Raw genomic sequence first — 25,880 nt, forward strand, 5'->3', positions numbered from 1 at the left:
CGATCACCACGAGGGCGGGGACGAGCGGCGATGAAGGCATTCCGACTGGACGAGCTGGAGGCGGAACGCGCCGCCCATGACGGCGCGTACCTCCAGTTCCTGCGCGAGCGGAACATGTCGGTCGGGCTGTACGCGCTCGACGCGGGGCAACGGGACCCGCAGCAGCCGCACAAGGAGGACGAGGTCTACTTCGTCGTCAGCGGGCGGGCCTCGATCACGGTCGGCGACGAGACGACGCAGGTGGGGCGCGGCAGTGTGGTCTATGTGCCGGCCGGGGTCCCGCACCGGTTCCACCACGTGACCGAGGACCTGCGGGTCATGGTGGTGTTCTCGCCGCCCGAGGGCTGACGGCCTCCTCCCGCGGGGCTACCGGAGGGGCGGGTCGACCCCGACGCTCCCTAGGGGGAGGTTCAGGGGAGTCCAAGGGCTGCGGGGCCCCCGCCGGGCACCGGCCGCGCCTAGCATCGAAGGCGTCCACACGGAACGACGTGGCAGACGCGAGAGAGACGAGGCGGACGAGATGGCGGTTAAGGAACTCCTGCGGGGCCTGCCCTGGTGGGTGAAGTGGGTGGCCATACCGGTCATCGCCGTGGTCGTCTTCGGCGGCCTGATCGCGAGCGCCGTCTACTTCGTGGTCAGCCTGCTGTTCAAGGCACTGGTGTTCGTGGCGCTGGTCGGCGGACTCCTGTACGTCGTGCGGAAGTTCACGGGATCGTCGTCGTCCTCGTCGTCCTCCACCCGCGACGGCTGGTGAACCGACCCGGGCGTTAGGCCGCCCGGGGGAACGGCCCCTCCGGAAGGCACCCCCGAACGGAGGCTGCCATTAGAGTGGCAGGGCTTCCGCGGCCCTTGGAATCAAGGGCTGACTGAACGCCCTACCAGCGGTTTGTACGACTGTTGCGACTGTATGCGGCGCAATGTGCAGGGTCGCGCCGAGACGCATCCAGGGGCTCCAGTGGTGACCGCTCATGGGCGACATGCCCAGGGGGTGTCCTTCGGTCATGGCTTCGACTACCACTGCCCCGACTCTCATCGGCTCGGTGCAGCGTGCGCTCCGACTGCTGGAGGCGGTGGGGTCCCACGAGGGCGGGGCCCCCGCCAAGCAGCTCGCGCGAGAGACCGGGCTGCCGCTGCCTACCGCGTACCACCTGCTGCGCACCCTGACGCACGAGGGTTACCTGCTGCGCGACCGAGGTGTGTTCACCCTCGGTGAGGCCGCCCACCGGCTGGCCGGTGCCGGGACGCTGCAGAATCGTCGCACCAAGATCGAGGACTGTCTCGCTCGCTGGCGGGACGCCATCGGCGTGCCCGTGTACTTCGCGGTCTACCGGGACGGCGAGATCGAGCTCGTCGCCGTCTCCGACACGCCCGCCGCGCCCGCCGTCGCCGAATGGGCGGACTTCCGTGCGACCGGTCACGCCCACGCGATCGGCCAGTGCCTGCTCAGCCAGCTCGGTGACCGGGAGCGCCGGGACCACCTGGAGCGCCATCCCGTGCAGCCCATCACGCCCTACACCGTCCGTGACCACCGGACTCTCCTGGAACGTCTCGACCGCGGTGGGGTGGAGGACCCCCTCGTCGAGCGGCAGGAGTACGCGCTCGGGACCGTCTGCGCCGCCATCCCCATCACTGCCGGAACCACCACCGCGGCGATGGCCATTTCTGTACCCTTGCACGCGGAAGATAGGTTGCTCCCTGCGGTCGAGCAACTACGCAGCGAAATCAACGCGCTGTTGGGTTCGCTCGCCTTCTCTATCAGTATCTGAAAAATCACTCCTTGTGATCCGCTAGCGCGTGCACCAGCATTACGTCAAGAGGGCCAGGGGGGATCAATCCTGGCCAGTTTTCCCTCTCCACTGCTTTGAGAACTGCTTCAAGACATTCATCTACAGCGGGGTACATGATGCGCGAGTCGGTCCAGGCCGAGGTCCTGATGAGCTTCATCGTCTCGGACGAGCTCTCCTTCAGGATCCCGGTCGAGCTGGGGTACGAGACGAGAGACCCCTTCGCCGTCCGAATGACCTTCCACCTGCCCGGTGACGCCCCCGTGACCTGGACCTTCGGTCGCGAGCTCCTCCTCGACGGCATCAACAGCGCCACCGGGGAAGGTGACGTGCGGGTCGAGCCGACCGCGGACGAGGACCATCTGTCCGATGTCCACATCCGGCTGCGCGTCGGCCCCGACCAGGCGCTGTTCCGCGCCAGCGCGCCACCCCTGGTCGCCTTCCTCGACCGCACCGACAAGCTGGTGCCCCTCGGCCAGGAGAGCGCGCTCGGCGACTTCGACGAGGGCCTGGACGAGGCCCTCGGACGCATCCTGGCCGAGAACGCGGGCTGACCGTCCCGGCACACCGATCGGCCCCGGTCCGGCGACCCCGGACCGGGGCCGCCGGGGTCACTTCTTGCGACGGCGGCCCCGTCCCGTACGAGTCGGCCCGCCCGGTGCGGAGGGCCGGTCCGCCGAGACCACCAGGGCCGCCAGGCCCGTCGTGACCGGCACCGACGCGACGAGGCCGATGGAGCCGACCAGCGTCCGGACGATCTCCTGGGCCACCAGCTCGCTGTTGGCCACCGTCCCCACGCTGCTCTGGGCGATCGAGAAGAGCAGCAGCAGCGGCAGTGCGGCACCCGCGTAGGCCAGGACCAGCGTGTTCACCACCGACGCGATGTGGTCGCGGCCGATCCGGATGCCCGCCCGGTACAGGGCGCGCGGGCCCATCTTCGGGTCCGCCTGGTGCAGTTCCCACACGGCGGACGTCTGCGTGACCGTCACGTCGTCGAGCACACCGAGCGATCCGATGATGACGCCGGCGAGCAGCAGCCCCGACATGTCGATGCCCGGGTACAGCCCGTGGATCAGTCCGGTGTAGTCGTCCGTGTTGCCGGTGAGCCTGGCCCAGCCGATGAAGAGGGAGCCGAGCAGGCCGATCAGCAGCAGCGAGATCAGTGTGCCGAGGACGGCGACCGAGGTCCGCGCGCTCAGGCCATGACTCAGGTAGAGCGCGATGAGCATGATCGCGCTCGATCCGACCACCGCCACCACCAGCGGGTTCGACCCCTGGAGGATTGCGGGGAGGATGAAGAAGGTCAGGAAGACGAAGCTGGTACCGAGGGCGATCAGCGCCATCAGTCCACGCAAGCGCCCCACGGCGACCACGGCCAAGGCGAAGGCGGCGGCGAGCAGGATCAACGGGAAGCGGCGGTCGACGTCCGTCACCGAGTACTGCAGGTCCTCCGGCGCGTCCGGTGCGAACGCCACCACGACGCCCTGCCCCTGCTCCAGCTGGCGCGGTGCGTCCGGTTGGACGATCTCCGTGAAGCGGCGGCCCTCGTCCTGTCCGCTCGTCACCTCGATGGTGACGCGCTTGCACTGGCCCTGCTGGGCGTTGACCGCCTCCCGGCCCTGGGGTGTGCTGGTGTCACCGGTCGGCGGGACCTGCGCGGCGTTCACGTCCTTGCAGTCGACCTGCTCGACGCGGACGACCTCACCCCGTTCGGTCTGCCGGTCGAAGCCGACGCCGGTACGTTCGTGAGCCGGGGCGCCGCCCGGCCAGAGGACGGCGAGCCCGACGAGCACCGCCGTGGCGAAGGGAATCAACACCGCCGCGATGACCTTGCGCAGGTGCTGCGATACGGGTGCGGCGGGGCCGTGGGCGTGGGTGTGGACATGCGCGAGCGCGTCGGGTTCCGGGTGGTGCCCAGGACCGTGCTCGGGGCCGTGTCCCGACCCGTTCTCCGGGTGCTGATGCGAGGAAGTCACCCACCGATCATCGCAAGAACGGCAGGGGCCCCCTGTTCAGCGTGGCCGGAAGGGCGCTAGCGTGGTGGCACCTTTGCACACGCGGGAGCTCGGAGCACCGGGCTGAGAGGGCGCTGACCTCCGTCCACGCGATGTTTCACGTGAAACCTCGCCGACGGAAGCCGCTGCGCCGACCGCCGAACCTGTTACCGGGTAATGCCGGCGTAGGGAGTAGGTCAGGATGACCGTTCAGGACGCACGCACGCCTGCCTCCGACAACACCGAGGAGAGCGGGAAGTCCATCGGCTGGCACAAGGGGTACCTCGAGGGCTCGCGCCCCGACCTCCGCGTGCCGGTCCGGCAGGTGCACCTCACCAACGGCAAGGACGTCACGCTCTACGACACGTCCGGGCCGTACACCGATCCGAACGTCGAGACCGACGTCCGCCGCGGCCTGCCGCCCCTCCGGGAGAACTGGATCGTGGCCCGCGGCGACACCGAGGAGTACGCCGGACGCCCGGTGCGCCCGGAGGACGACGGCATCAAGCACACGTCGCCGCGTGGCGGCCTGCGCAACCTCGACGCCGTCTTCCCGGGCCGCCCGCGCCAGCCCCGGCGCGGCCGGGACGGCCAGGCCGTGACCCAGCTCGCGTACGCCCGCCGTGGCGAGATCACACCGGAGATGGAGTACGTCGCCCTCCGCGAGAACGTCGCGCCGGAGGTGGTGCGTGACGAGATCGCGGCCGGGCGGGCGGTGCTCCCGGCCAACGTGAACCACCCGGAGATCGAGCCGATGATCATCGGCAAGCGGTTCCTGGTGAAGGTCAACGCCAACATCGGCAACTCCGCCGTCACCTCCTCCATCGAGGAGGAGGTCGAGAAGATGACCTGGGCGACCCGCTGGGGCGCCGACACGGTCATGGACCTCTCCACGGGCCGCAACATCCACACCACCCGCGAGTGGGTGCTGCGCAACTCCCCCGTCCCCATCGGCACGGTGCCGCTCTACCAGGCGCTGGAGAAGGTCGACGGCCGGGCGGAGGAGCTCTCCTGGGAGGTCTACAAGGACACGGTCATCGAGCAGGCCGAACAGGGCGTCGACTACATGACGGTGCACGCGGGCGTCCTGCTCCGGTACGTGCCGCTCACGGCCCGCCGCAAGACCGGCATCGTCTCCCGCGGTGGTTCGATCATGGCCGCGTGGTGTCTCGCCCACCACAAGGAGTCGTTCCTCTACGAGAACTTCGAGGAGCTCTGCGAGATCCTCGCCGCGTACGACGTGACGTACTCGCTCGGCGACGGTCTGCGCCCCGGGTCGATCGCGGACGCCAACGACGAGGCGCAGTTCGCGGAGTTGCGCACGCTCGGCGAGCTGAACCGGATCGCCAAGCGGCACAACGTCCAGACGATGATCGAGGGCCCGGGCCACGTCCCGATGCACAAGATCAAGGAGAACATCGACCTCCAGCAGGAGATCTGCGAGGAGGCGCCGTTCTACACGCTCGGCCCGCTGACGACGGACGTCGCCCCGGCGTACGACCACATCACCTCGGGCATCGGCGCGGCGATGATCGCCTGGTGGGGCACCGCGATGCTCTGCTACGTCACGCCCAAGGAGCACCTCGGCCTGCCGAACCGCGACGACGTGAAGACCGGTGTCATCACGTACAAGATCGCGGCGCACGCGGCGGACCTCGCCAAGGGGCACCCGGGCGCCCAGGAGTGGGACGACGCGCTGTCGGACGCGCGCTTCGAGTTCCGCTGGGAGGATCAGTTCAACCTGGCGCTCGACCCCGACACGGCGCGTGCGTTCCACGACGAGACGCTGCCCGCGGAGCCCGCCAAGACGGCGCACTTCTGCTCGATGTGCGGGCCGAAGTTCTGCTCGATGAAGATCTCGCAGGACATCCGGCGCGAGCACGGCGGCGACCTCGGGCAGGACGAGATCGAGGCCGGCATGGCCGAGAAGTCCGCGGAGTTCGCCGCCGCGGGCAACCGGGTCTACCTCCCGCTCGCGGAGTAGGCGCCCGGCACTGACCACGGGGCGGACCCGCGACCCAAGGGGGGAGTCGCGGGCCCGCCCCGTCGCCGTCCGGCCCACCAGCCGGCACCACCCCCCGGTACGACCTGGCACCTCACGATCGGACACGCGGCGGCCGCTCCCGGCGGCTACGCCCCGGCGGGCCCCCCGCCCCGGGGCACAGCCGGGCCGGACGGGGGAGGCGGCGGTGCGTCTCCGCGTCGTCGTCGAGGTCGACGTCCTCGCCCACGTCCGCCGTCACCGTCCACCCCGGCGGCCGGGGGACGGCCGGTCGCGACCGGCCGGTGTCCTGGGCGCCGCGCTGTGCCACACCCGACAAGCCCCCTCCCGGCGGGTGCGGCCTGTCCGGGGTGGGAGGGCCGTCCGGGCGGGCCTCCCGGACGGACGGGCCGGGGGAGGGTCAGTCCGCGTGCGGGGCGGCGAGGCCCGGGGCGGGCGGCCGCGGAGTCGTGGGTTCCTGCGTGCCCACCGGGTGGGCGTCCGACGCGGCCAGCGCTTCGTACAGGAACGGCAGGACGCCGCGTTCCCGCAAGGCGTGGTGCCACGCCTCGCGTGCGCGGGCGACCTCGTCCGGTTCGGCGGCTCCCGTGCCGTGCACTTCGGCCGGGCGGTTGCGCAGGGCCGTGACCAGCAGTCCGGCTCCCGCCGCGAGCAGTCCGGCGGCCGTGACGGCGGCGAAGAACCAGCCGGCGGAGAGCAGCTGGCCGGCGATGTCCGGCGGCGGGTCCAGCATCCGCAGCACGTAGCCGAGGAGCAGCAGGACGACCGCGGCCGTCCCCGCCAGGACGGGCGTCAGGACGGTGACGACGACGCCGAGACCCGCTCCGGGCGTCACCTCGCCCTGCGGGCCGGGGAAGCCGGGGCCTGCGGAGGGGCCGGTGACGGGGCCGGACGGTCTGCGGTGTTCCTCGCGCACCCGGACGAGGTGCGCGTACTCGGTGGCCGCGGCCGTGTTGATCAGTGCGGCCGCGTCCAGGGCCATGGCGCGGAGCTGTCCGGCGCCGAGCCGCGCGGCCGCCGCGGACGGCTCCGGACGGTCGGTCGCGGTGCGCAGTGCTTCGTCGAGGACGCGCTCGTAGTCGGCGCGGTCCTCGGGCAGCAGGTGCGGAGCGCTCGTCATGATGCGTCCCCCGTTACTCCCGTGGGGCCTGGGCCCGCCGCGTGACGGCGGGTGGGCAGCCGATCGTAGAGCCGTCACGCCGGGGGGTGACAGGGATTCCCGGAATTCGCCCCTCGTCGTCGCGCTCAGTCAGCGAGCGGCAGCTGCTGGACGAGCAGCCTCCCGGCCATCGTCACACCGCCGTCCATGGCGATGGCGAGCCCGTCCGCGTACACGTGCGGGCCCGCGACGACCGGGACGACCGGCTCGCCGTCGGCGTCCTCGGTGCCGACCTCGCCCAGCAGGTACGGGATCGGGCTGTGGCCGTGCACGACGCGCCGCCCGCCGTACGCCGCGAGGAGTTCGCGGACGGCGTCGGCGCCACCGTCATCACGGAACGCGAACCGCTTGGTGAGCTTGCGGAACAGGTCCCAGCACTCGTCGGCGTCGTGGCGGGTGAGGATGGAGTGAACCGTGTCGTTGACGTCCTCGATGGTGGCGCCGTAGTCGAGGTACGCGGTGGTGTCGGAGTGCAGCAGGAGGTGGCCGTCCTGCTCGACGATCGCGTCCAGGCGGGACATCCACTGGAGGTGGACCTCCTGGAGGCGGTCCATGTCGTTCTTCTGGCCGCCGTTGAGCAGCCAGGCGGCCTGGAAGGTGGCGGTGCCGGCGCCAGAGTTGACCGGGGTGTCGCCGAACCGCTTGGCGCCGAGCAGCAGCAGCTCGTGGTTGCCCATCAGGGCCTTGCAGTAGCCGCCGGCGGCCGCCGCCTCGGCGGACAGGCGCATGACGAGGTCGATGACGCCGATGCCGTCGGGGCCGCGGTCCGTGAAGTCGCCCAGGAACCACAGCCGGGTGTTGCCGGCCGTCCAGTGGCCGTCCGCGTCGACGAGACCCTTCTCGCGCAGGGCGACGAGGAGTTCGTCGAGGTAGCCGTGGACGTCACCCACGACGTAGAGCGGTCCGGGGCCCGGTCCCGGCACTCCGGGGGCGGGCTCGGGCGCGGCGTCCGGGGTCACCGAAACCTGGAGCGTGTCGCCCCGGTTGATGACCGGCAGGTCGCGTTCGGTCGGCGTGTAGCCGTCCGGGAACTCCTCCTCGGGAAAGGCGTTGCCCGGATGCGGCGCCGGTGGCACCTGCTGTGCCGGCGGCGGCGCGACCGGCTGCCGCTGCGGGGGCTCCGGCACCGGAGCCCCCTGCGGCTGCGGATATGCGGAGTGACCCTGAACGGGTACCTGGGCGTACGGCGGTACGCGGAAGTCGCGCAACGTCGCCGTCCGCACCACGGGTCCCTGACCGGCCCCCTGAGTCATCGACCCCTCCACCACCGTCGCGACGCCCTCACATCGCGGACCGGCCTGGTCGGGGCGGCCCGCGCTGTCGTGCGCCCATCATAGGAATGAGGCTTGTGCTGTGTGACGCACCAGGGGTGGTGAATCAGGGTGCACGCCCGGTTCGCCGGCTGTTTCGCCCCAATTGAGAAGGTCTGGACCGGGAGAGACGCGGTTCCCGTCAGGGAGCTGCCGAGTTCCGCGCCGGCTCGTTGTGAGGTTCTGCCCGGTTCTGTCCTGGGCTGGCCTGTCGTGTCCTACTCCTGGCGCGGTTGGCGCGGCGGACTCACGGTCGTCCGCGGCGCCCTGCGCTGCGACGACGTCCGGATGATCAGCTCCGTCGGTATCACCTGCTCGACGGGGCGGTCGTGGTCGATGCCCTCGATCGCGTCGATCAGCAGCTGGACGACCGCGGTCCCGATCCGGCGCGGTTTGAGCGAGAGCGTCGTGATCGGCGGTTCCGTCGTGGCGTACACCGTGGACTCGCTGCAGCACACGAGGAGCAGGTCCTCGGGGACCCGCAGACCGTACCGCCGGGCGGCGGCCAGCAGGTCGGTGCCGTTCGGGTCGAAGAGGCCGTAGACGGCGTCGGGGCGGTCGGGGCGGGCGAGCAGCCGGTCGGCGGCGACCGCGCCGGCGCACGGGTCGTGGGCCGGGTACGACTCGAAGACCGGGTCCTGCCCGACGCGCTCGCACCAGTGGAGGTAGGCGGTGGTGGACAGGCGGGTGTACGTGTCGGTGGTGGTGCCGGTGAGCAGGCCGATCCGACGGGCGCCGGCGTCGGCGAGGTGGTCGAGGAGGCCCAGGACGGCCGCTTCGTGGTCGTTGTCGACCCAGGCGGTGACGGGGAGGGTCCCGGCGGGGCGGCCGTCGGAGACGACGGGGAGCCCCTGGCGGACCAGCTCGGTGACGACGGGGTCGTGGTCGGAGGGGTCGATGACCACGGTCCCGTCGAGGGCGACGTTCGACCAGACGTCGACCGGGCTGCGGCGGGAGGTGGCGGGGAGGATGACCAGGGCGTAGCCGCGGGCGAGCGCGGCGGAGGTGGCGGCCCTGGCCATCTCGGCGAAGTAGGCGAACTCGGTGAAGGTGAAAGGTTCATCCCCGTAGGTCGTCACGGTCAGGCCGATGAGGCCCGACTTGCCGGTACGGAGCGTGCGGGCCGCCGCGGAGGGCCGGTAGCCCAGCCGGTCGGCGACCTCGCGGACGTGGCGGCGGGTGGCGTCCGGGAGCCGGCCCTTGCCGTTGAGGGCGTCGGAGACAGTCGTGATGGAGACGCCCGCCGCGGCGGCCACATCCCGGATGCCCGCGCGCCCCTGCCGGCTCCCCCGGGTCTGTGCCCGGCTCACCTGGTGCTTCCCTGCTGCTGTCATGGCGAGCCGATAGTAGGGCGACGGGAGACGCCGAGGACGGACGCATATGCGTGCGTTGACAGGCACGTTTCTGCAAGGTCCGGATGGGTCAACGGGCTGTGAAAAGAAGGAAGTTGGGTGGTTTTCCCGGGCGGGGCGCGTCGTGGGCGCGTCCGCGCCCGGCTGCTGGACGCGGTTTCGAAGAGCGTGCAACTCACCTCTACGGGGGACGCGCGCCACGGCGCGGGCCACCAGCGTGCGCCAGGTTCTCCCGCGCTCCCCCCGGACGCGGGAGCCGAACCGGCCGCTGTGCCGGCCGTCACCGACGATGGCCCGAATTCGGCCATTCGCAGGAACGCGGAATCCTCATAAGGTGTGCAGTATCGGTGGTACATACGGTCGAGGAGGACCACAGTGAGCGAGACGAGCCCCAAGCTGCGCGCCGTGCTGGACGACATCCCCACCTACAAGCCGGGGAAGCCGGCCACCGCCACCGAAGGCCGCGTCGCCTACAAGCTGTCCTCCAACGAGAACCCGTACCCGCCGCTGCCGGGCGTGCTGGAGGCGGCCCTGGCCGCCGCGGCCGACCTCAACCGCTACCCGGACCTGGCCTGCACCGCCCTGGTGCACGAGCTGGCGGAGCGCTTCGGCGTGCCCGTGTCCCACGTGGCGACCGGTACGGGGTCGGTCGGGATCGCCCAGTCGCTGGTGCAGTCCACGGCCGGCCCCGGTGACGAGGTCATGTTCGCCTGGCGGTCCTTCGAGGCGTACCCCATCGTCACGCAGATCAGTGGCGCCACGCCGGTGAAGGTCCCGCTCACCGCGGACGGTACGCACGACCTGGACGCGATGGCGGAGGCGATCACCGAGCGCACACGGCTCATCTTCGTCTGCAACCCCAACAACCCGACCGGCACCGTCGTGCACCGTGCCGAGCTGGAGCGCTTCCTCGACCGGGTGCCGTCCGACATCCTGGTCGTCCTCGACGAGGCGTACATCGAGTTCATCCGTGACGACGAGGTGCCGGACGGCATCGAGCTCTACCGGACCCGGCCCAACGTCGCCGTGCTGCGCACCTTCTCCAAGGCGTACGGGCTCGCCGGCATGCGCGTCGGGTTCGCCATCGCGCACGAGCCGGTCGCGGCCGCCCTGCGCAAGACGGCGGTGCCGTTCGGCGTCACGCAGGTCGCGCAGGACGCGGCGGTGGCCTCCCTGCGCGCGGAGGACGAGCTGCTGGGCCGGGTCGGCTCGCTGGTGTGCGAGCGCAAGCGGGTCTGCGAGGCGCTGGCGGCCCAGGGGTGGGAGCTGCCGCTGACGCAGGCGAACTTCGTGTGGCTGCCGCTCGGCGAGCTGTCCGGCGACTTCGCCGCCGCCTGCGAGGAGGCGGGCGTGGTCGTCCGGCCGTTCGCCCCCGACGGCGTCCGGGTCACCATCGGCGAGGTCGAGGCGAACGACATCTTCCTGCGGACCGCGGAGGCGTTCCGCAAGGAGCGCTTCTGAGCGGCCCGAGCGGTCCGAGCGGCCCGCGCGGTCCGAGCGGGTCTCGGTAGTCCTCAGCGGTTCCGGTTCCGGTTCCGGTTCCGGCTCCGCGGGGCGGGTCGTCGTGCCGCGGGCCGGTGTCGGAGAGGTGACAGCCGGGCCGGACGTGGATCAGGCGGCTTCGACGCGGATCGGGTCGCCGTCCCGGACCGTCGCGAGGATCCGCGGGTCGTCGTCGAGCCGGCCGAGGACGTTGCACGGAGAGGCCAGCCGGCACTCCGCGCCCCGGGAGATCGGCGTGGGGCCGTAGCAGAGCGCCAGCGCGTCGCCCTCCGGCCAGAACGCGACCGTGCCCGGCTCGACGACCTGGCGGGCACCCGGTTCCGTCCCGGTCGAGACGGGTGTGTCGAAGTAGACCTCCTCGCCCCAGGTACGGGCGGTGGAGACGATCGGGAGGACCCCCGCGAGCGCTCTGCTCGTGGGGGTCTCGTCGATGGTGGCGGTGGTGTGGCCGGACGGCCACGAGATGCGTATCTGCATGGCGCGAATTCAACAAGATGTTGAAGTGTGACGGAAGAGGCACCCCCACCTCTCCCTACGGATTTCGTCTGCGTCATAATGATTGTGATTGTGAACGCATTCACAAGCGCGCCAGGTTCCTCCCTTGATCCACCGGAATCGGCGGGCGAACGGAAGGCCGTGGGGCTGAGAGGCCGCCAGGGCTGCGAGGCCGTAAGGAGAAGATCGTCGTGGACCTGGCTCTGGCGCCAGAGACGCTGGCGCGGTGGCAGTTCGGTATCACCACCGTCTACCACTTCCTCTTCGTCCCCCTGACCATCTCACTCGCCGCGCTCACGGCAGGTCTGCAGACCGCGTGGGTGCGCACGAACAAGGAGAAGTACCTCAGGGCCACCAAGTTCTGGGGCAAGCTCTTCCTGATCAACATCGCGATGGGCGTCGTCACCGGCATCGTCCAGGAGTTCCAGTTCGGGATGAACTGGTCCGACTACTCGCGCTTCGTCGGCGACGTCTTCGGGGCGCCGCTCGCCTTCGAGGCGCTCATCGCGTTCTTCTTCGAGTCGACCTTCATCGGCCTGTGGATCTTCGGCTGGGACAAGCTGCCGAAGCGCGTCCACCTGGCCTGCATATGGATGGTGTCGATCGGCACCATCCTCTCCGCCTACTTCATCCTCGCCGCCAACTCCTGGATGCAGCACCCGGTCGGGTACACGATCAACAAGGTGTCCGGACGGGCGGAGCTCACCGACTTCTGGGCCGTCCTGTCCCAGGACACGGCCGTCACCCAGGTCTTCCACAGCTTGACCGCCGCCTTCCTCACCGGTGGTGCGTTCATGGTCGGTATCGCCGCCTTCCACCTGGCCCGCAGGAAGCACGTCCAGGTGATGAAGACCTCCCTGCGGCTCGGTCTCGTCACCGTCGTGGTCGCGGGCATGCTGACCGCGGTCAGCGGAGACCTGCTCGGCAAGGTCATGTTCAAGCAGCAGCCCATGAAGATGGCCGCAGCCGAGGCCCTGTGGGACGGCGAGGGGCCGGCCCCCTTCTCGATCTTCGCCTACGGCGACGTCGACGAGGGCCACAACAAGGTGGCCATCGAGATCCCCGGCCTGCTCTCCTTTCTCGCCGACGGCGACCTCTCCTCCTACGTGCCCGGCATCAACGACACCAACAAGGCCGAGCAGGAGAAGTACGGGCCCGGCGACTACCGGCCCAACATCCCGGTCGCCTACTGGTCCTTCCGCTGGATGATCGGCTTTGGCATGGCCTCCTTCACCCTCGGCCTGCTCGGGTTGTGGCTGACCCGCCGCAGGTTCCTGCTGCCCGCGCCCCTGCGCGTCGGCGACGACGAGGTGCCCCACCTCGTGCTCTTCCGCAAGCCCCTGAGCCACAAGCTGACCCGTCTGTACTGGCTGACCGCCCTGTGGACCCTGGGCTTCCCCCTGATCGCCAACTCCTGGGGCTGGATCTTCACCGAGACCGGCCGGCAGCCGTGGGTCGTCTACGGCGTGTTGCGCACCAGCGACGCGGTCTCCCCCGGCACCACCCAGGTCGAGGTCCTCATCTCGATGATCGCCTTCACGCTCCTCTACGCGGTGCTCGCCGTGGTCGAGGTCAAGCTGCTCGTGAAGTACGTCAAGGCCGGCCCCCCGGAACTCACCGAGGCCGACCTCAACCCGCCCACCAGGATCGGCGGCCACGACCGCGACGCCGACCGCCCCATGGCCTTCTCGTACTGAGGAAGGGGAGCGAGGCATGGAACTGCCCACCGTCTGGTTCGTACTCATAGCCGTCCTGTGGATCGGCTACTTCTTCCTGGAGGGCTTCGACTTCGGCGTCGGCGTCCTGACCAAGCTGCTCGCCCGCGACCGGACCGAGAAGCGCGTTCTCATCAACACCATCGGCCCCGTCTGGGACGGCAACGAGGTGTGGCTGCTCACCGCGGCCGGTGCCACCTTCGCCGCCTTCCCCGACTGGTACGCCACCCTCTTCTCCGGCTTCTACCTGCCGCTGCTCGTCATCCTGCTCTGCCTGATCGTGCGCGGCGTCGCCTTCGAGTACCGGGCCAAGCGGCCCGAGGAGCGCTGGCAGCACAACTGGGAGCAGGCCATCTTCTGGACCTCCCTCGTGCCCGCCTTCCTGTGGGGCGTCGCCTTCGCCAACATCGTGCGGGGCGTCGAGATCGACGCGTCGAAGGAGTACGTCGGCTCGCTCCTCGACCTGCTCAACCCGTTCGCCCTGCTCGGCGGGGCGGTCACGCTGACGCTGTTCACCTTCCACGGGGCCGTGTTCACCGCGCTGAAGACCGTGGGTGACATCCGGGTCCGAGCCGGGAAGCTGGCGCTGGCCCTCGGCCTCGTCACCGCGGCCCTCTCCGCCGGTTTCCTGCTGTGGACCCAGTCCACGCGCGGGGACGGGACCAGCATGGCCGCGACGGCCGTCGCCCTGGCCGCCCTCGCCGGGGCGGTCGGCGCGATCCGGGCCGGACGGGAGGGTTGGTCGTTCGCCCTGTCGGGGGTCACGATCGCCGCCGCGTTCGCCATGCTGTTCCTGACGCTCTTCCCGAACCTCATGCCGTCCTCGCTCGACCCGGACTGGAGCCTGACGGTGAGCAACTCGGCGTCCAGCCCGTACACGCTGAAGATCATGACCTGGTGCGCGGCCATCGCCACGCCGCTCGTCCTGCTCTACCAGGGCTGGACGTACTGGGTGTTCCGCAAGCGCATCGGCACCCAGCACATCGCCGACGCGACGCACTAGGCGCCACCGGCAGGGGATGTTTCACGTGAAACCGATCGATCCGCGTCTGCTCCGGTACGCCGGAGCCACCCGTCTCTTCCTCGCGACGGTGGTCCTCCTCGGGCTGGCCGGGGCGGCGCTCGTGGTCGCCCAGGCGATGCTCATCGCCGAGATCGTCGTCGGGGCGTTCCAGCAGGGGTTGGACGTCCGTGACCTCACCCTGCCGCTGACGTTGCTCGCGGCGGTCGCCGCCGGCCGCGCCCTCGTGGCGTGGTCGACGGAACTGGCCGCCCACCGGGCCAGTGCCGCCGTCAAGTCCGAGTTGCGGGACCGGCTGCTGGAACGGGCGGCGGCCCTCGGCCCCGGCTGGCTGAGCGGTCAGCGGACCGGGTCGCTCGTGGCGCTGGCCACACGCGGCGTGGACGCGCTGGACGACTACTTCGCCCGTTACCTGCCGCAGCTCGGCCTGGCCGTGGTCGTCCCCGTCGCCGTCCTCGCGCGCATCGTGACCGAGGACTGGGTGTCGGCGGCCATCATCGTGGTGACCCTGCCGCTGATCCCGCTCTTCATGGTCCTCATCGGCTGGGCCACCCAGGCCCGCATGGACCGGCAGTGGCGGCTGTTGTCACGGCTGTCGGGCCACTTCCTCGACGTGGTGGCCGGGCTCCCGACCCTGAAGGTATTCGGCCGGGCGAAGGCCCAGGCCGAATCCATCCGGACGATCACCTCGCAGTACCGGCAGGCGACGCTCCGCACCCTGCGGATCGCCTTCCTGTCCTCCTTCGCGCTGGAGTTGCTCGCCACGCTCTCGGTGGCCCTGGTCGCCGTCGGGATCGGCATGCGCCTGGTCCACGGCACGCTCGACCTGTACACCGGCCTGGTCATCCTCATCCTGACGCCGGAGGCATACCTCCCGCTGCGCCAGGTCGGTACGCAGTACCACGCGGCGGCGGAGGGCCTGTCGGCCGCCGAGGAGGTCTTCGCGGTCCTGGAGACACCCGTGCGGGAGGGCGGTACGGCCGTCCTGCCCGCAGGACCGGTCCGCATCGCGCTCGACGCGGTGACCGTACGCCACGAGGGGCGGGCGAAACCCTCGCTGGACCGCGCCTCGCTCGTCGTCGGCCCCGGGGAGACGGTGGCCCTGGTCGGACCGAGCGGGGTCGGCAAGTCGACGCTGCTGGACGTGGTGCTGGGCTTCACCGCACCGGAGTCGGGGAGCGTGCGGATCGGTGGCGTCGACCTCGCCGACCTGGACCCCGAGCGGTGGCGCGAACGCGTGGCCTGGGTGCCCCAGCGCCCCTACCTCTTCGCCGGGACCCTCGCGGACAACGTCCGCCTGGCCAGGCCGGACGCGGACGACGACGCCGTACGGGCCGCGCTGCGCGAGGCCGGCGCGGACTTCGTCGGTGAACTGCCGGACGGCGTCGGCACGGTACTCGGCGAGGACGGCGCCGGTCTGTCGGCCGGGCAGCGGCAGCGACTCGCCCTCGCCCGGGCGTTCCTGGCCGACCGGCCGGTGGTGCTGCTCGACGAGCCGACCGCCGCCCTGGACGGTGGCACGGAAGAGGCCGTGGTGCGGGCGGTACGCCGCCTCACAGCGGGCCGGACGGTCCTCCTGGTCGTGCACCGGCCCGCCCTCCTCGCCGTCGCCGACCGCGTGGTCGCGCTGCGGTCCGGCACGCCGGAGGACCGACCCGCGGCGGCGGGTCCGGCCGTACCGGCGGCGGGTCCGGCCGTACCGGCGGCGGGTCCGGCCGCGGCGGATGCGGATCAGGCCGTGCTGGAGACCCGCGTGCCCGGTTCCGGCGCGCGCCCCGGTGGCGGGGCCGTGCCGGGATCCGGCGGCCCGTCGGCCGGCGGCGTGCGGGACGTCGGGGCGGACATGGTCGACGACGCGTTCGGCGTCGTGGGCGGCCTGTTCGGGGGGCAGCCGGCTCCCCGTCCCGAACCGGCCACCACCCCCACCGCCCGCACCACTCCCGCCGGCCCGCAGGACGGCAGGAGGGTGCCGGCGCGGATCCGGGCGATGGCGGGGGAACTGCGGGGCAGGCTCGCCTTGGCGCTGCTCCTCGGCAGCCTCGCCCTCGGGTCGGCCGTCGGCCTCATGGCGGTCTCCGGCTGGCTCATCTCCCGGGCCTCCGAACAGCCGCCCATCCTCCACCTGATGGTCGCCGTCACGGCGACGCGCGCCTTCGGCACCGGTCGGGCCGTCTTCCGCTACGCCGAGCGGCTGGTCTCGCACGACGCCGTGCTGCGCATGCTCGCCGACCTCCGCGTGGCCGCCTACCGGCGCCTGGAGCGGATCGCACCCGCCGGTCTGCGCCGGACCGGGCGCGGCGACCTGCTCTCGCGGCTCGTCTCCGACGTCGACGCCCTCCAGGACTACTGGCTGCGCTGGCTGCTGCCCGCCGGTACGGCCGTCCTGGTGGGGGCCGGCGCGGTCGGGTTCACGGCGTGGCTGCTGCCCGGGGCGGGGGCGGTGCTTGCCGTGGGCCTCGTCGTCGCGGGCGTCGCCGCCCCGGCGCTGGGCGGTGCCGTCGCCCGCCGCGCCGAGCGGCGGCTCGCGCCGGCACGCGGTCTGCTGGCCACCCGGGTCGTCGACCTGCTGCGCGGCTGCGCCGAGCTGACCGTGGCGGGCGCGGTGCGCGGGCGCGTCGAGCGCACGCGCGAGGCCGACGGGACGCTCACCCGGATCGCCGCCCGGCAGTCCGCCGCGACGGCGCTCGGCGGTGGGCTCATCGCACTGACGGCGGGGCTGACCGTGGCGGCCGCCGCGCTCGTCGGCGTCCAGGCCGTCCGCGACGGTCGCCTCGACGGGGTGGCGCTCGCCGTCGTCGTCCTCCTCCCGCTCGCCGCGTTCGAGGCGGTGACGGGCATGCCGTCGGCCGTGCAGTACCGGCAGCGCGTACGGCGCAGCGCCGAGCGGGTCTTCGAGGTGCTCGACGCGCCGCTGCCCGTCGCGGAGCCGGAGTCCCCCGCCCCGCCGCCCGCGAGCCCTTTCCCGCTGGAGCTGAACGGGATCGCGGCACGCCACCCGGGCCAGGACCGGGACGCCCTCGCCGCGTTCGACCTGCGCCTGGAGGCGGGGCGGCGCGTCGCCGTCGTCGGCGCCTCCGGGGCCGGCAAGACGACCCTCGCGCAGGTGCTGCTGCGGTTCCTGGAGACCGGCGCCGGCACGTACCGCCTCGGCGGTGTCGACGCGTCGACGCTCGACGGGGACGACGTACGCCGGTTCGTCGGGCTCTGCGCCCAGGACGCCCACCTCTTCGACAGCACCATCCGGGAGAACCTCCGGCTCGCCCGGACCGGCGCCGACGACGACGAACTGCGGCGGGCCCTCGCCGGGGCCCGGCTCCTGGAGTGGGTGGAATCCCTGCCGGACGGCTTGGACACCCTGGTCGGCGAGCACGGCGCGCGGCTCTCCGGCGGCCAGCGGCAGCGCCTCGCCCTCGCCCGGGCGCTCCTCGCCGACTTCCCGGTCCTCGTCCTCGACGAGCCCGCCGAGCACCTCGACCTGGCCACGGCCGACGCGCTCACCGACGACCTGCTGCGGGCGACGCACGGCCGCACCACGCTCCTCATCACGCACCGGCTGCACGGGCTCGACGCGGTCGACGAGGTCCTCGTCCTCGCGGGCGGCCGGGTCGTGCAGCGGGGCCCGTACGCGGAGCTCGTCGCCGTCGACGGACCGCTGCGGCGGATGCGGGACCGCGAGCGCGCGGCGGACGACCTCCGTCACGCCGCCGGTGACGCGTCGCCGGCTCCCCGCGGCCGGTAGCGGGCGAGGGGTACCGGCGGCTGCGTACCGGCGGTCGGCGTACCGGCGCTACTCGTGCCACCGGGGGGTGCGGGGATGGGCCGGACGGCCGTACGGCTGTAGGCCGGTCGGCGGTACGGCGCCGTTCGGCGCGGCGAGATGCCGGGGATGGCGCGGCGGAAGGGTGACGATCCCGGGATGCGCCCTCCCCACGGTCGGCGGCCACTGCTCGGGTCGGTGCCCGCCGCGCTGGTCACCCTGCTCGCCCTCGCCCTGCCGTTCGCCCACCCCTCCCCCGCCGCGGCGCTCACGGCCGGGACCGTCGGCACCGGCGGTCCCGGCCGGTTCGACGGGCCGTCGCCGGGCGCCGAGGTGTCGCGGCTGCTCGACGAGGCGGCCCGGATCACCGCCGCGTACGAGCGGGGACGGCGCGGCGCCGCCGCCCAGCAGGTCAAGGCCGACCGCCTCCAGGCGGAGCTGGCCCGCACCCGACGCGAACTCGCCGCCCTGAACCGACGCGTCGGCGAGCTGGCCCGGGCCCAGTACCGGACGGGCGGCTCCGTCGCGGTGGCGGCGTCGCGTCTGCTCCTCGCCGACGACCCGGAGGACGCCCTGCGCGCGCAGGGCGTGGAGCGACAGGCGGACGCGGCCGTCGACCGGCTCCTCACGCGTACCGCCCGGGCCGAACGGCGGCTGGCGGACGCGGCGGCCCGGGCGCGGGCGGCGTGGCGGGAGCTGGAGGAGCGGCGCGACCGGCTCGCCCAGGTGAGGCGGGACCTGGTGGCGCGTCTGGAGCGCGCGCGGTGGCGGCTCCAGGCGGCGGCGGACCGCAGCGTCGCGGCGGGCACGTGCCGGGGGGTGACCTCGACGGCCCAGCCGGACGGCCCCGCCGCTCCGGCCCGCCCCGCCGCTCCGGGGGGCCTCACCGCGCCGGGGAGTCCGGGAGGGGCGGAGCCGCCACACCCGGCCGCCGCCGCTACGGAGGCCGCCGCCGGTACGGAGGGCGGCGGCGGTACCTGGGTGGCACCGGTGTCGGAGGAGGACGGCTACACCCTGTCGGCTCCGTTCGCCGGTAGGGGCCGGCACTGGGCGCACCGGCACACGGGGCAGGACTTCGCCGTGGACATCGGCACCCCGGTACGGGCGATCGGGGCGGGGCGCGTCCACTCGGTGGCGTGCGGGGGCGCCTTCGGCATCGAGGTGGTCGTCCGGCACGCGGAGGGCTGGTACTCGCAGTACGCCCACCTGGCGTCCGCCGCCGTGGCGCCCGGGCGGGCCGTCACCGCCGGGCAGCGCATCGGCCTGGCCGGGACGACGGGCAACTCGACCGGGCCGCACCTGCACTTCGAGGTGAGGCTCACACCGCACCTGGGCTCGGGGGTGGACCCGGTGCGCTGGTTGCGCGAGCGCGGGGTCACCCTGAGCGGCGGCCCGCGGTAGCGCCACCCACCGTCAGGGGGCGGCGAGCAGCGTCTCGATGACGGCGGCGACGCCGTCGTCCTCGTTGGCGACGGTCCGGCCGGAGGCGGCGGCGACGACGTCCGGGTGGGCGTTGCCCATCGCGTACGACGTGCCCGCCCAGGTGAGCATCTCGATGTCGTTCGGCATGTCGCCGAACGCGACGACCTCGTCGGACGAGATGCCCCGCTCGGCGCAGCACAGGGCGAGCGTGCTCGCCTTGGAGACCCCGAGGCCGCTCACCTCCAGCAGCGCGGTCGGGCTGGAGCGGGTGATCGTGGCGCGGTGTCCGGCGGCGGTGCGGGCCAGGGCGAGGAAACCGTCGGGCGTGAGGTCGCGGTGGAGGGCGAGCAGCTTCAGCAGCGGCGCGCCCGCCCCGGGCTCGTCCTCGTGGAGCAGTTCCTCGGCCGGTCCGACGGCGACGGACGCGTCGAGGTGGAGGGGCGGGTACTCCGCCTCGTGGCGGATGCCGTCGGTGAACTCCATGGCGAAGGCCGTACCGGGGGCCTCCCGCCGGAGGGTCGTGACGACGTCGCGCGCGGTCGCCCGGTCCAGGGGCCGTACCTCGACCATCCGCCGTCCGGCGTGCAGGTCGACGACGGCCGCGCCGTTGGAGCAGATGGCGAGACCGTGGCCGTGGACGTGCGCGCTGACGACGTCCATCCAGCGGGCGGGCCGCCCGGTGACGAAGAAGACCTCGATGCCGGCGTCCTCGGCGGCCGCCAGTGCGGCGACCGTCCGGTCGGAGACGGTCTTGTCGTCGCGCAGGAGCGTCCCGTCGAGGTCGGTGGCGATCAGGCGCGGACGCCGCCGCGCCATCGGTCGGCTGCCCGGGAAGGTCGTCGGTGAGGTCACGGGCCCATTGTCCCGTACCGGGCGGCACCCGGGTGCACGGACGTGCGAAAGGGTGCGCATCTGAGCCATCCGTGCCGCACGGGTGTGCGGAGGGGGAACACCCGGACAACACGGGTACGGGCGGTCCGCCCTCACCGGACCGGCGACTCGGTCCGTCAGCCGTTCAGCTGGGCCGGTGCCTCGGTGGCGATCCGTTCGAAGACGGCCTCGTCGGCGGCGAAGTCCGAGTCGGGGACCGGCGTGTGCAGGACGATCTCGTCGAACCCGAGCTCCGCGTGGCGCCCGGCGAAGTCCACGAACGCGTCCACGGACTCCAGCGGACGCCCCCGGTCCGGGGTGAAGCCGGTCAGGAGGACCTTGTCCAGTTCGGCCACGTCCCGCCCGGCGTCGGCGCACGCCTTGGCCAGCCGGTCGAGCTGCTCGCTCAGGGCGGCCCGCGACTGCTCCGGCGTGCCCGTCTCGAACAGTTTCGGGTCCCCGGTGGTCACCCAGCCCTGGCCGTGCCGGGCGGTGAGCCGCATCCCGCGCGGCCCGGTCGCCGCGACGGCGAAGGGCAGCCGGGGCCGCTGCACGCAGCCCGGTACGTTGCGCGCCTCGACCGCCGAATAGTGGGCGCCCTCGTGGGTGACGGCGCCCTCGGTGAGGAGCCGGTCGAGCAGCGGCACGAACTCGGCGAACCGGTCCGCCCGCTCCCGCGGCGTCCACGCCTCCTGGCCGAGCGCCGTCGCGTCGAAGCCGTTGCCGCCCGCGCCGATGCCGAGGGTGACGCGGCCCCCGGAGATGTCGTCCAGGGAGATCAGCTCCTTGGCGAGGGTGACCGGGTGGCGGAAGTTCGGCGACGTGACCAAGGTCCCCAGCCGCATGCGCTCCGTCACGACAGCCGCCGCCGTCAGCGTCGGCAGCGCACCGAACCACGGACCGTCCCGGAAGCTTCGCCAGGACAGGTGGTCGTACGTGTAGGAAGCGTGGAAGCCCAGCTCTTCGGCCCGCCGCCAGATCTTCTGTCCCTCACTCCACCGGTGGATGGGGAGGATCACCGTGCTCAGACGCATGTCCCCGACGATACGCGTGTCCCGGCGGCCACGGCCGTGCCCGCACGCGCGCCGGCCCGGCGGCCGCGCGCGCGGCCGGCCCGAGCGGCTATCCCTGCCCGGAGGGCTGCCGGAACCGCAGGTAGCGGGGTGGTACGGCGTCGGTGAGCCAGACGCCGTTGGCGCTGACGCGGAACACGTGGCCGTCGCGGTGCATGGCCGCCGCGTCGACCGCCAGGACGACGGGCCTGCCGCGCCGGGCCCCGACCCGCCGGGCGGTCTCACGGTCGGGGGAGAGGTGGACGTGGTGGCGGCCCATGGGGCGCAGGCCGTCGGCGCGGATGGCGTCCAGGCTGGCGGCCACCGTGCCGTGGTAGAGGTACGCGGGCGGTTCGGCGGGCGGCAGGGCGAGGTCCACCTCGACGCTGTGCCCCTGGTTGGCGCGGATGCGGTCGCCGTCCAGGGCGAAGCGCTGCTTGTCGCTCGACGCGACGACGTGCTCCAGCTCGGCGCGGCTGAGGGGCACGCCGTGCCGGGCCAGCGCGTGCAGGAGGTCGTCGACGGGGACCCAGCCGTGGGCGTCGAGGACGAGGCCGATCCGCTCCGGCTCGTGCCGCAGGTGCCGGGAGAGGTACTTCGACACCTTCACGGTGCGTCGTGCGTCCATGGCGGCAGGGTGGCAGGGATCACTCCCGATCTGCCACCAAAAAATCGGCCTACAGGTTTGGTCCACAGCCAACTGGTGTTATCCACAGGGGTTTTCGATGATTCTGTGGACAACGGGCACCCATCCCTCCCTTTCTCAGGGGCTCCCTTCCTCTTCGGGGGACTTCTGTGACGTCCGTGACCGCGCGGTGAGCGCGTCCATGGTCCGGGCCTGCACCTCCCGTTCGGCCGCGGCGGCAATGAAGGCCGGCGCGGCCGCCGTGCCCACCAGCCGGTCCACCGCCCGCACCGTCGCGGCGGGCAGGACGACGGAGCGCGCCTCGTCCTCCCGCTCCGGCGGCCCGCCCGGGGCCAGGTGCTGCTGGAGGTGGCGGGTCGCGAGGAGCCGCATCGCCCGGGCCAGTTCGGCGTCGACGGTCTGCTGGGCGAGCGGCCGCAGCCGGCGTACCAGGGCCGCCGCCTCCGCCGCGTCGGCGTCCTTCGGGGGCAGGTGCCCCAGGTAGCGGGCGAAGACGTGCTCCGTGGTGAACTCCAGGAACCGGTGGGCGATGTGCTCCACATGCGTCCGCAACTCCCGCAGGTGCTCGGCGATGGCGAGGAGCGGCACCCCCGCCCCGTACAGCTCCACCGCCACGGCCAGCTCCTGCGGGCTGGGCACCAGGAACTCGTCGTCCCGCCCCGGTACCCGCTCCAGGACGCCCAGCGCGACGGCCTCCTCGACGGCCCGCTGGTCGGGCGTGCCGCCGAACGCCGCGTCCAGCTCCGCGCGCGTGACGCGGTCGGCCTGCTCGTCCGTCCACGGGCCGTTCACCTCGGCGACGAGGCCGAGCACGCCGCCGAGGCCGCGTCCGGTGTCCCAGGCCTCCAGCAGCTCCTTGATCGACGCCAGGGTGTAGCCCCGGTCGAGGAGGTCCGCGATCTGCCGCAGCCGGGCCAGGTGGGCGTCGCCGTACACGTTGGCCCGGCCGCGCCGCTCGGGCCGGGGCAGCAGCCCGCGGTCCTGGTAGGCGCGGATCGTCCGGACCGTGGCGCCGCTCAGATGCGCCAGGTCCTCGATCCGGTACTCGGCCGCCGGTGTCCCGCCGGCCGGCTGCTCGGACACGCTCACTCCTCACTGGCCGGGCCCTTCGCGCCGGCCCGGGCCCACGGTCCCGGGGCTCAGTACGGCCCGGGCCCACGTCCCCGGGCCCTTCGCGCCGGCCCCGGCCCACGGTCCCGGGGCCTTCGTACCGGCCCGGGCCTTCCGCCTGGGATGGTACGGCCGCCCCGCCGGACGGCTCACAGCGGCGGCGACAGCCTCGCGAGGGCGCGCAGCGCGCCCGGCGCCAGCCGGGACAGGAGGCGGGCGCCCCGGGCCTCCGGTGTCACGGGCACCACCGCGCGGTTCTCCGCGACCGCCCGCAGGACCGCGTCGGCGACCTTCTCCGGCGGGTAGCCGCGCAGCCCGTACAGCCGGGACGCACGCCCGCGCAGGCGTTCCTGCTCCCCGTCGGACACACCGGTGAAGAGCGCCGTCGCCGTGATGCCCGTCTTGACGAGGCCGGGGCAGACCGCCGAGACGCCGATGTCCCGCCCGGCCAGCTCGGCGCGCAGGCACTCGCTGAGCATCAGCACCGCCGCCTTGGAGGTGCAGTACGCGGAGAGGGCCCGGGAGGGCTGGAAGGCGGCGGCGGACGCGGTGTTCACGATGTGGCCGCCCTGCCCGCGCTCGGCCATCTGCCCGCCGAAGATCCGGCAGCCGTGGATCACGCCCCACAGGTTGACGTCGAGGACCTTCCTCCAGTCCTCGCCGGTCGTCTCCAGGAAGGGCCCCGACATGCCGATCCCGGCGTTGTTCACCAGGACGTCCACCGTGCCGTACTCGGCGGCGACCTTCGCGCCGAGCTCCTCCATCGCCGGCTCGTCGGCCACGTCCACCACCTCGGCCCACGCGGCCGGCGCGCCGACCAGGCGGGACAGCTCCGCGGTACGGGCCGCGCCCTCCGCGTCCCGGTCGACGGCCACCACCCGAGCCCCCGCCCCGGCGAACGCGAGCGCCGTGGCCCGGCCGATACCGCTCGCGGCGCCCGTCACCAGCACCAGCTGCCCGGCGAACCGGTCCGCGTACCGCCGCCGGGGCGGTGGCGGTACGGGTGCCACCGGGGCGTCCCGCTCGTCGTGCGCGGTCACGAAGTCCGTGATCCACGCGGCGACCTGGTCGGGGCGCGTCCGTGGCACCCAGTGCTTCGCCGGCAGCGTCCGCCGCACCAGCAGGGGGGCCCACCGGTCCAGCTCGTCGTAGAGCCGCTCCGACAGGAAGGCGTCACGGGTCGGGGTGATCAGCTGTACCGGGACGTGCGCGTACGCGTCGGGGCGCGGGTGCCGCAGGCGCGGGCGGACGTTGTCCCGGTACAGCCACGCGCCGTGCGCCGCGTCCGACGGCAGCGACGCGGTGGGGTAGCCGTCGGCCGGTACCTTCTCCACCCGGCGCAGGAGGTCCGGCCACCGCCGCCCCAGGGGTCCGCGCCAGGCGAGCTCGGGCACCACCGGTGTGTGCAGCAGGTACACGTACCAGGACTTGGCGCCCTGGCCGAGGAGCTGGACCACGCGGCGCGGGGTCGGCCGGGCGACGCGCCGCCCGATCCAGTGGCCGAAGTGGTCGAGCGACGGCCCGGAGATCGACGTGAAGGAGGCGATCCTGCCTTCGGTGCGGGCGATCGTCGCGAACTCCCAGCCCTGCACGGAACCCCAGTCGTGGCCGACCAGGTGGACCGGCCGGTCAGGGCTGACCGCGTCGACGACCGCCAGGAAGTCGTCCGTCAGCTTCTCCAGCCTGAACCCGCCGCGCAGCGGCACCGGGGCCGTCGACCTGCCGTGGCCCCGCACGTCGTACAGCACGACGTGGAAGCGCTCGGCCAGCCGCAGGGCGACCTCGGACCACACCTCCTTCGAGTCCGGGTAGCCGTGGACGAGGACGACCACGGGCCGGTCCGGTTCGCCCAGCTCTGCGACGCACAGCTCGATGCCGCCCGTACGGATCCAGCGCTCGCGGGCGCCCCTCAGCAGACTCATGCGGTGGCCTCCTCGGCCCATCGGCGGACGTGCGGCAGATCGTCGTCGAGCCGGAACGCGCTCTCCCGCGGGTCCCGGGAGTCGGTCACCACCAGCGGCTCCTCGAACTTCGCTCCCGTACCCCGGAACCCGAGGCGCGGCTCGACGCCCACACCCCGGACTGTGGCGGATGGTCGGAGAACCCGTGCGGCGACCACAGCGGTGACCAGCCCTCCCGGTGGCCGTGCGGCGCGTCGGACGCGAGCCCCTTCAACGCCTGCGTGCCGAACCCGAACAGGGTGGGGGACCACCGCCGCTCCCGCACCCGGCCCACCTTGTGCGCGACCACTCCGAAGGGGTGGGCGCGGTGCCGGTCGGCGTACCCCCGGCGGACCCGCACGCCCCGGGCGCGCAGCCAGTCCCGCCGCGTCCGCGCCGCCTCCCGCTCGGTGACCCCCGGCCCCAACCGCGCCGCCACCGCCTCGGCGCACGCGTACGCCAGACGCTGCGCCGCCTCTCCGACCCCCCGCGGCCCGCGCGCCGCCGCCGTCCTCGCCGTCATGCCACCCCGCCCGTCCGCGGGCGCCGTCACCGGCCGCGCGCGGTACGCACACCCGTGACCCCGACACCCGTCCGACACCGACCAACTTGACACCAGTGAATGTGACAATGCCCGGCGGCGACGTCAAGGGCGCGTCGACCGCCTGTGGAAAACCCCGCACGGCATACCCCTCCCGTACGGGCACGTACGCCTGGAGTCGGAGACGGATCCAGCCGCCTGGACTGA

The 25,880-nt window shown here is 72.9% G+C and carries 20 protein-coding genes and 1 pseudogene; 10 read left to right on the plus strand and 11 right to left on the minus strand.

Annotation, left to right across the window (positions count from 1 at the left end; all coding sequences use genetic code 11):
- Positions 1-30: 30 nt before the first annotated feature.
- The 4 genes from NRO40_RS15110 to NRO40_RS15125 all read left to right on the plus strand — a co-directional run bounded on the left by NRO40_RS15110 (position 31) and on the right by NRO40_RS15125 (position 2,338).
- A complete protein-coding gene (locus NRO40_RS15110; protein ID WP_058942058.1) occupies positions 31-348 on the plus strand; it encodes a cupin domain-containing protein in 318 nt (105 codons plus the stop codon).
- A gap of 172 nt (positions 349-520) precedes the next feature.
- On the plus strand, positions 521-754 hold the full coding sequence (locus NRO40_RS15115; RefSeq protein WP_058942057.1) for a DUF5326 family protein: 234 nt from the start codon (positions 521-523) through the stop codon (positions 752-754).
- Between the two features lie 247 nt (positions 755-1,001).
- A complete protein-coding gene (locus NRO40_RS15120; RefSeq protein ID WP_058942077.1) occupies positions 1,002-1,766 on the plus strand; it encodes an IclR family transcriptional regulator in 765 nt (254 codons plus the stop codon).
- A gap of 137 nt (positions 1,767-1,903) precedes the next feature.
- Positions 1,904-2,338: an SsgA family sporulation/cell division regulator gene (locus NRO40_RS15125; RefSeq protein ID WP_058942076.1), complete on the plus strand. Its 435-nt coding sequence runs from the start codon at positions 1,904-1,906 to the stop codon at positions 2,336-2,338.
- 57 nt (positions 2,339-2,395) lie between these two features.
- Here the strand turns inward: NRO40_RS15125 and NRO40_RS15130 are convergent, their stop codons facing one another.
- Positions 2,396-3,760 carry a YibE/F family protein gene (locus tag NRO40_RS15130; RefSeq protein WP_058942056.1) on the minus strand — a complete coding sequence of 455 codons (1,365 nt, stop codon included), beginning with the start codon at positions 3,758-3,760 and terminating at the stop codon, positions 2,396-2,398.
- A 220-nt stretch (positions 3,761-3,980) separates the two neighbouring features.
- Here NRO40_RS15130 and thiC point away from each other — a divergent pair, with 220 nt between their 5' ends.
- On the plus strand, positions 3,981-5,762 hold the full coding sequence (thiC, locus tag NRO40_RS15135) for a phosphomethylpyrimidine synthase ThiC (RefSeq protein WP_058942055.1): 1,782 nt from the start codon (positions 3,981-3,983) through the stop codon (positions 5,760-5,762).
- Positions 5,763-6,180: 418 nt separating this feature from the next.
- Here thiC and NRO40_RS15140 read toward each other — a convergent pair whose 3' ends face one another.
- The 3 genes from NRO40_RS15140 to NRO40_RS15150 form a co-directional block, all read right to left on the minus strand.
- Complete coding sequence (locus NRO40_RS15140; RefSeq protein ID WP_058942054.1) at positions 6,181-6,900, minus strand: hypothetical protein; 720 nt, start codon at positions 6,898-6,900, stop codon at positions 6,181-6,183.
- Between the two features lie 125 nt (positions 6,901-7,025).
- Complete coding sequence (locus NRO40_RS15145) at positions 7,026-8,207, minus strand: metallophosphoesterase (protein WP_257375430.1); 1,182 nt, start codon at positions 8,205-8,207, stop codon at positions 7,026-7,028.
- A 260-nt stretch (positions 8,208-8,467) separates the two neighbouring features.
- Positions 8,468-9,583, minus strand: coding sequence for a LacI family DNA-binding transcriptional regulator (locus NRO40_RS15150; RefSeq protein ID WP_058942052.1), 1,116 nt, complete (start codon positions 9,581-9,583; stop codon positions 8,468-8,470).
- 393 nt (positions 9,584-9,976) lie between these two features.
- Between NRO40_RS15150 and hisC the strand changes: the two genes are divergently transcribed.
- On the plus strand, positions 9,977-11,062 hold the full coding sequence (gene hisC / locus NRO40_RS15155; RefSeq protein WP_058942051.1) for a histidinol-phosphate transaminase: 1,086 nt from the start codon (positions 9,977-9,979) through the stop codon (positions 11,060-11,062).
- Between the two features lie 150 nt (positions 11,063-11,212).
- Here the strand turns inward: hisC and NRO40_RS15160 are convergent, their stop codons facing one another.
- Positions 11,213-11,581: a cyclophilin-like fold protein gene (locus NRO40_RS15160; RefSeq protein ID WP_058942050.1), complete on the minus strand. Its 369-nt coding sequence runs from the start codon at positions 11,579-11,581 to the stop codon at positions 11,213-11,215.
- Positions 11,582-11,790: 209 nt separating this feature from the next.
- Here NRO40_RS15160 and NRO40_RS15165 point away from each other — a divergent pair, with 209 nt between their 5' ends.
- The 4 genes from NRO40_RS15165 (at position 11,791) to NRO40_RS15180 (ending at position 19,493) form a co-directional block, all read left to right on the plus strand.
- Entirely contained in the window at positions 11,791-13,296 is a 1,506-nt protein-coding gene (locus NRO40_RS15165) for a cytochrome ubiquinol oxidase subunit I (protein WP_058942049.1), read from the plus strand.
- A gap of 16 nt (positions 13,297-13,312) precedes the next feature.
- Complete coding sequence (gene cydB, locus NRO40_RS15170) at positions 13,313-14,317, plus strand: cytochrome d ubiquinol oxidase subunit II (protein ID WP_058942048.1); 1,005 nt, start codon at positions 13,313-13,315, stop codon at positions 14,315-14,317.
- Positions 14,318-14,342: 25 nt separating this feature from the next.
- Complete coding sequence (gene cydD, locus NRO40_RS15175) at positions 14,343-18,074, plus strand: thiol reductant ABC exporter subunit CydD (protein ID WP_058942047.1); 3,732 nt, start codon at positions 14,343-14,345, stop codon at positions 18,072-18,074.
- A 177-nt stretch (positions 18,075-18,251) separates the two neighbouring features.
- On the plus strand, positions 18,252-19,493 hold the full coding sequence (locus NRO40_RS15180) for a M23 family metallopeptidase (protein WP_079047035.1): 1,242 nt from the start codon (positions 18,252-18,254) through the stop codon (positions 19,491-19,493).
- Between the two features lie 12 nt (positions 19,494-19,505).
- On the opposite strand, the gene NRO40_RS15185 is transcribed toward NRO40_RS15180, so the two are convergent.
- The 6 genes and pseudogenes from NRO40_RS15185 to NRO40_RS15210 form a co-directional block, all read right to left on the minus strand.
- The gene (locus NRO40_RS15185) at positions 19,506-20,330 is read right to left on the minus strand and encodes a Cof-type HAD-IIB family hydrolase (RefSeq protein WP_058942045.1); all 825 of its coding nucleotides are present in this window, start codon (positions 20,328-20,330) and stop codon (positions 19,506-19,508) included.
- Between the two features lie 191 nt (positions 20,331-20,521).
- A complete protein-coding gene (locus NRO40_RS15190; RefSeq protein WP_058942044.1) occupies positions 20,522-21,418 on the minus strand; it encodes an LLM class flavin-dependent oxidoreductase in 897 nt (298 codons plus the stop codon).
- A gap of 88 nt (positions 21,419-21,506) precedes the next feature.
- Positions 21,507-22,064 carry an RNA 2'-phosphotransferase gene (locus tag NRO40_RS15195; RefSeq protein WP_058942043.1) on the minus strand — a complete coding sequence of 186 codons (558 nt, stop codon included), beginning with the start codon at positions 22,062-22,064 and terminating at the stop codon, positions 21,507-21,509.
- 135 nt (positions 22,065-22,199) lie between these two features.
- On the minus strand, positions 22,200-23,165 hold the full coding sequence (locus NRO40_RS15200; RefSeq protein ID WP_058942042.1) for a MerR family transcriptional regulator: 966 nt from the start codon (positions 23,163-23,165) through the stop codon (positions 22,200-22,202).
- A gap of 176 nt (positions 23,166-23,341) precedes the next feature.
- The gene (locus tag NRO40_RS15205; RefSeq protein ID WP_058942041.1) at positions 23,342-25,114 is read right to left on the minus strand and encodes an SDR family oxidoreductase; all 1,773 of its coding nucleotides are present in this window, start codon (positions 25,112-25,114) and stop codon (positions 23,342-23,344) included.
- Positions 25,111-25,655, minus strand: a pseudogene (locus tag NRO40_RS15210) (hypothetical protein). The gene NRO40_RS15205 and the pseudogene NRO40_RS15210 overlap by 4 nt, the downstream one beginning before the upstream one ends.
- Positions 25,656-25,880 lie beyond the last annotated feature (225 nt).

It is taken from the genome of Streptomyces changanensis, assembly GCF_024600715.1.
GTDB lineage: Bacteria > Actinomycetota > Actinomycetes > Streptomycetales > Streptomycetaceae > Streptomyces > Streptomyces changanensis.

Excerpts from the sequence above, each read along its gene's own strand:
- NRO40_RS15110 (WP_058942058.1), top strand. The coding sequence starts at position 31 with ATGAAGGCATTCCGACTGGACGAGCTGGAGGCGGAACGCGCCGCCCAT.
- NRO40_RS15115 (WP_058942057.1), top strand. The coding sequence starts at position 521 with ATGGCGGTTAAGGAACTCCTGCGGGGCCTGCCCTGGTGGGTGAAGTGG.
- NRO40_RS15120 (WP_058942077.1), top strand. The coding sequence starts at position 1,002 with ATGGCTTCGACTACCACTGCCCCGACTCTCATCGGCTCGGTGCAGCGT.
- NRO40_RS15125 (WP_058942076.1), top strand. The coding sequence starts at position 1,904 with ATGCGCGAGTCGGTCCAGGCCGAGGTCCTGATGAGCTTCATCGTCTCG.
- thiC (WP_058942055.1), top strand. The coding sequence starts at position 3,981 with ATGACCGTTCAGGACGCACGCACGCCTGCCTCCGACAACACCGAGGAG.
- NRO40_RS15140 (WP_058942054.1), bottom strand. The coding sequence starts at position 6,900 with ATGACGAGCGCTCCGCACCTGCTGCCCGAGGACCGCGCCGACTACGAG.
- NRO40_RS15150 (WP_058942052.1), bottom strand. The coding sequence starts at position 9,583 with ATGACAGCAGCAGGGAAGCACCAGGTGAGCCGGGCACAGACCCGGGGG.
- NRO40_RS15160 (WP_058942050.1), bottom strand. The coding sequence starts at position 11,581 with ATGCAGATACGCATCTCGTGGCCGTCCGGCCACACCACCGCCACCATC.
- cydB (WP_058942048.1), top strand. The coding sequence starts at position 13,313 with ATGGAACTGCCCACCGTCTGGTTCGTACTCATAGCCGTCCTGTGGATC.
- NRO40_RS15180 (WP_079047035.1), top strand. The coding sequence starts at position 18,252 with ATGCGCCCTCCCCACGGTCGGCGGCCACTGCTCGGGTCGGTGCCCGCC.
- NRO40_RS15185 (WP_058942045.1), bottom strand. The coding sequence starts at position 20,330 with ATGGCGCGGCGGCGTCCGCGCCTGATCGCCACCGACCTCGACGGGACG.
- NRO40_RS15190 (WP_058942044.1), bottom strand. The coding sequence starts at position 21,418 with ATGCGTCTGAGCACGGTGATCCTCCCCATCCACCGGTGGAGTGAGGGA.
- NRO40_RS15195 (WP_058942043.1), bottom strand. The coding sequence starts at position 22,064 with ATGGACGCACGACGCACCGTGAAGGTGTCGAAGTACCTCTCCCGGCAC.
- NRO40_RS15205 (WP_058942041.1), bottom strand. The coding sequence starts at position 25,114 with ATGAGTCTGCTGAGGGGCGCCCGCGAGCGCTGGATCCGTACGGGCGGC.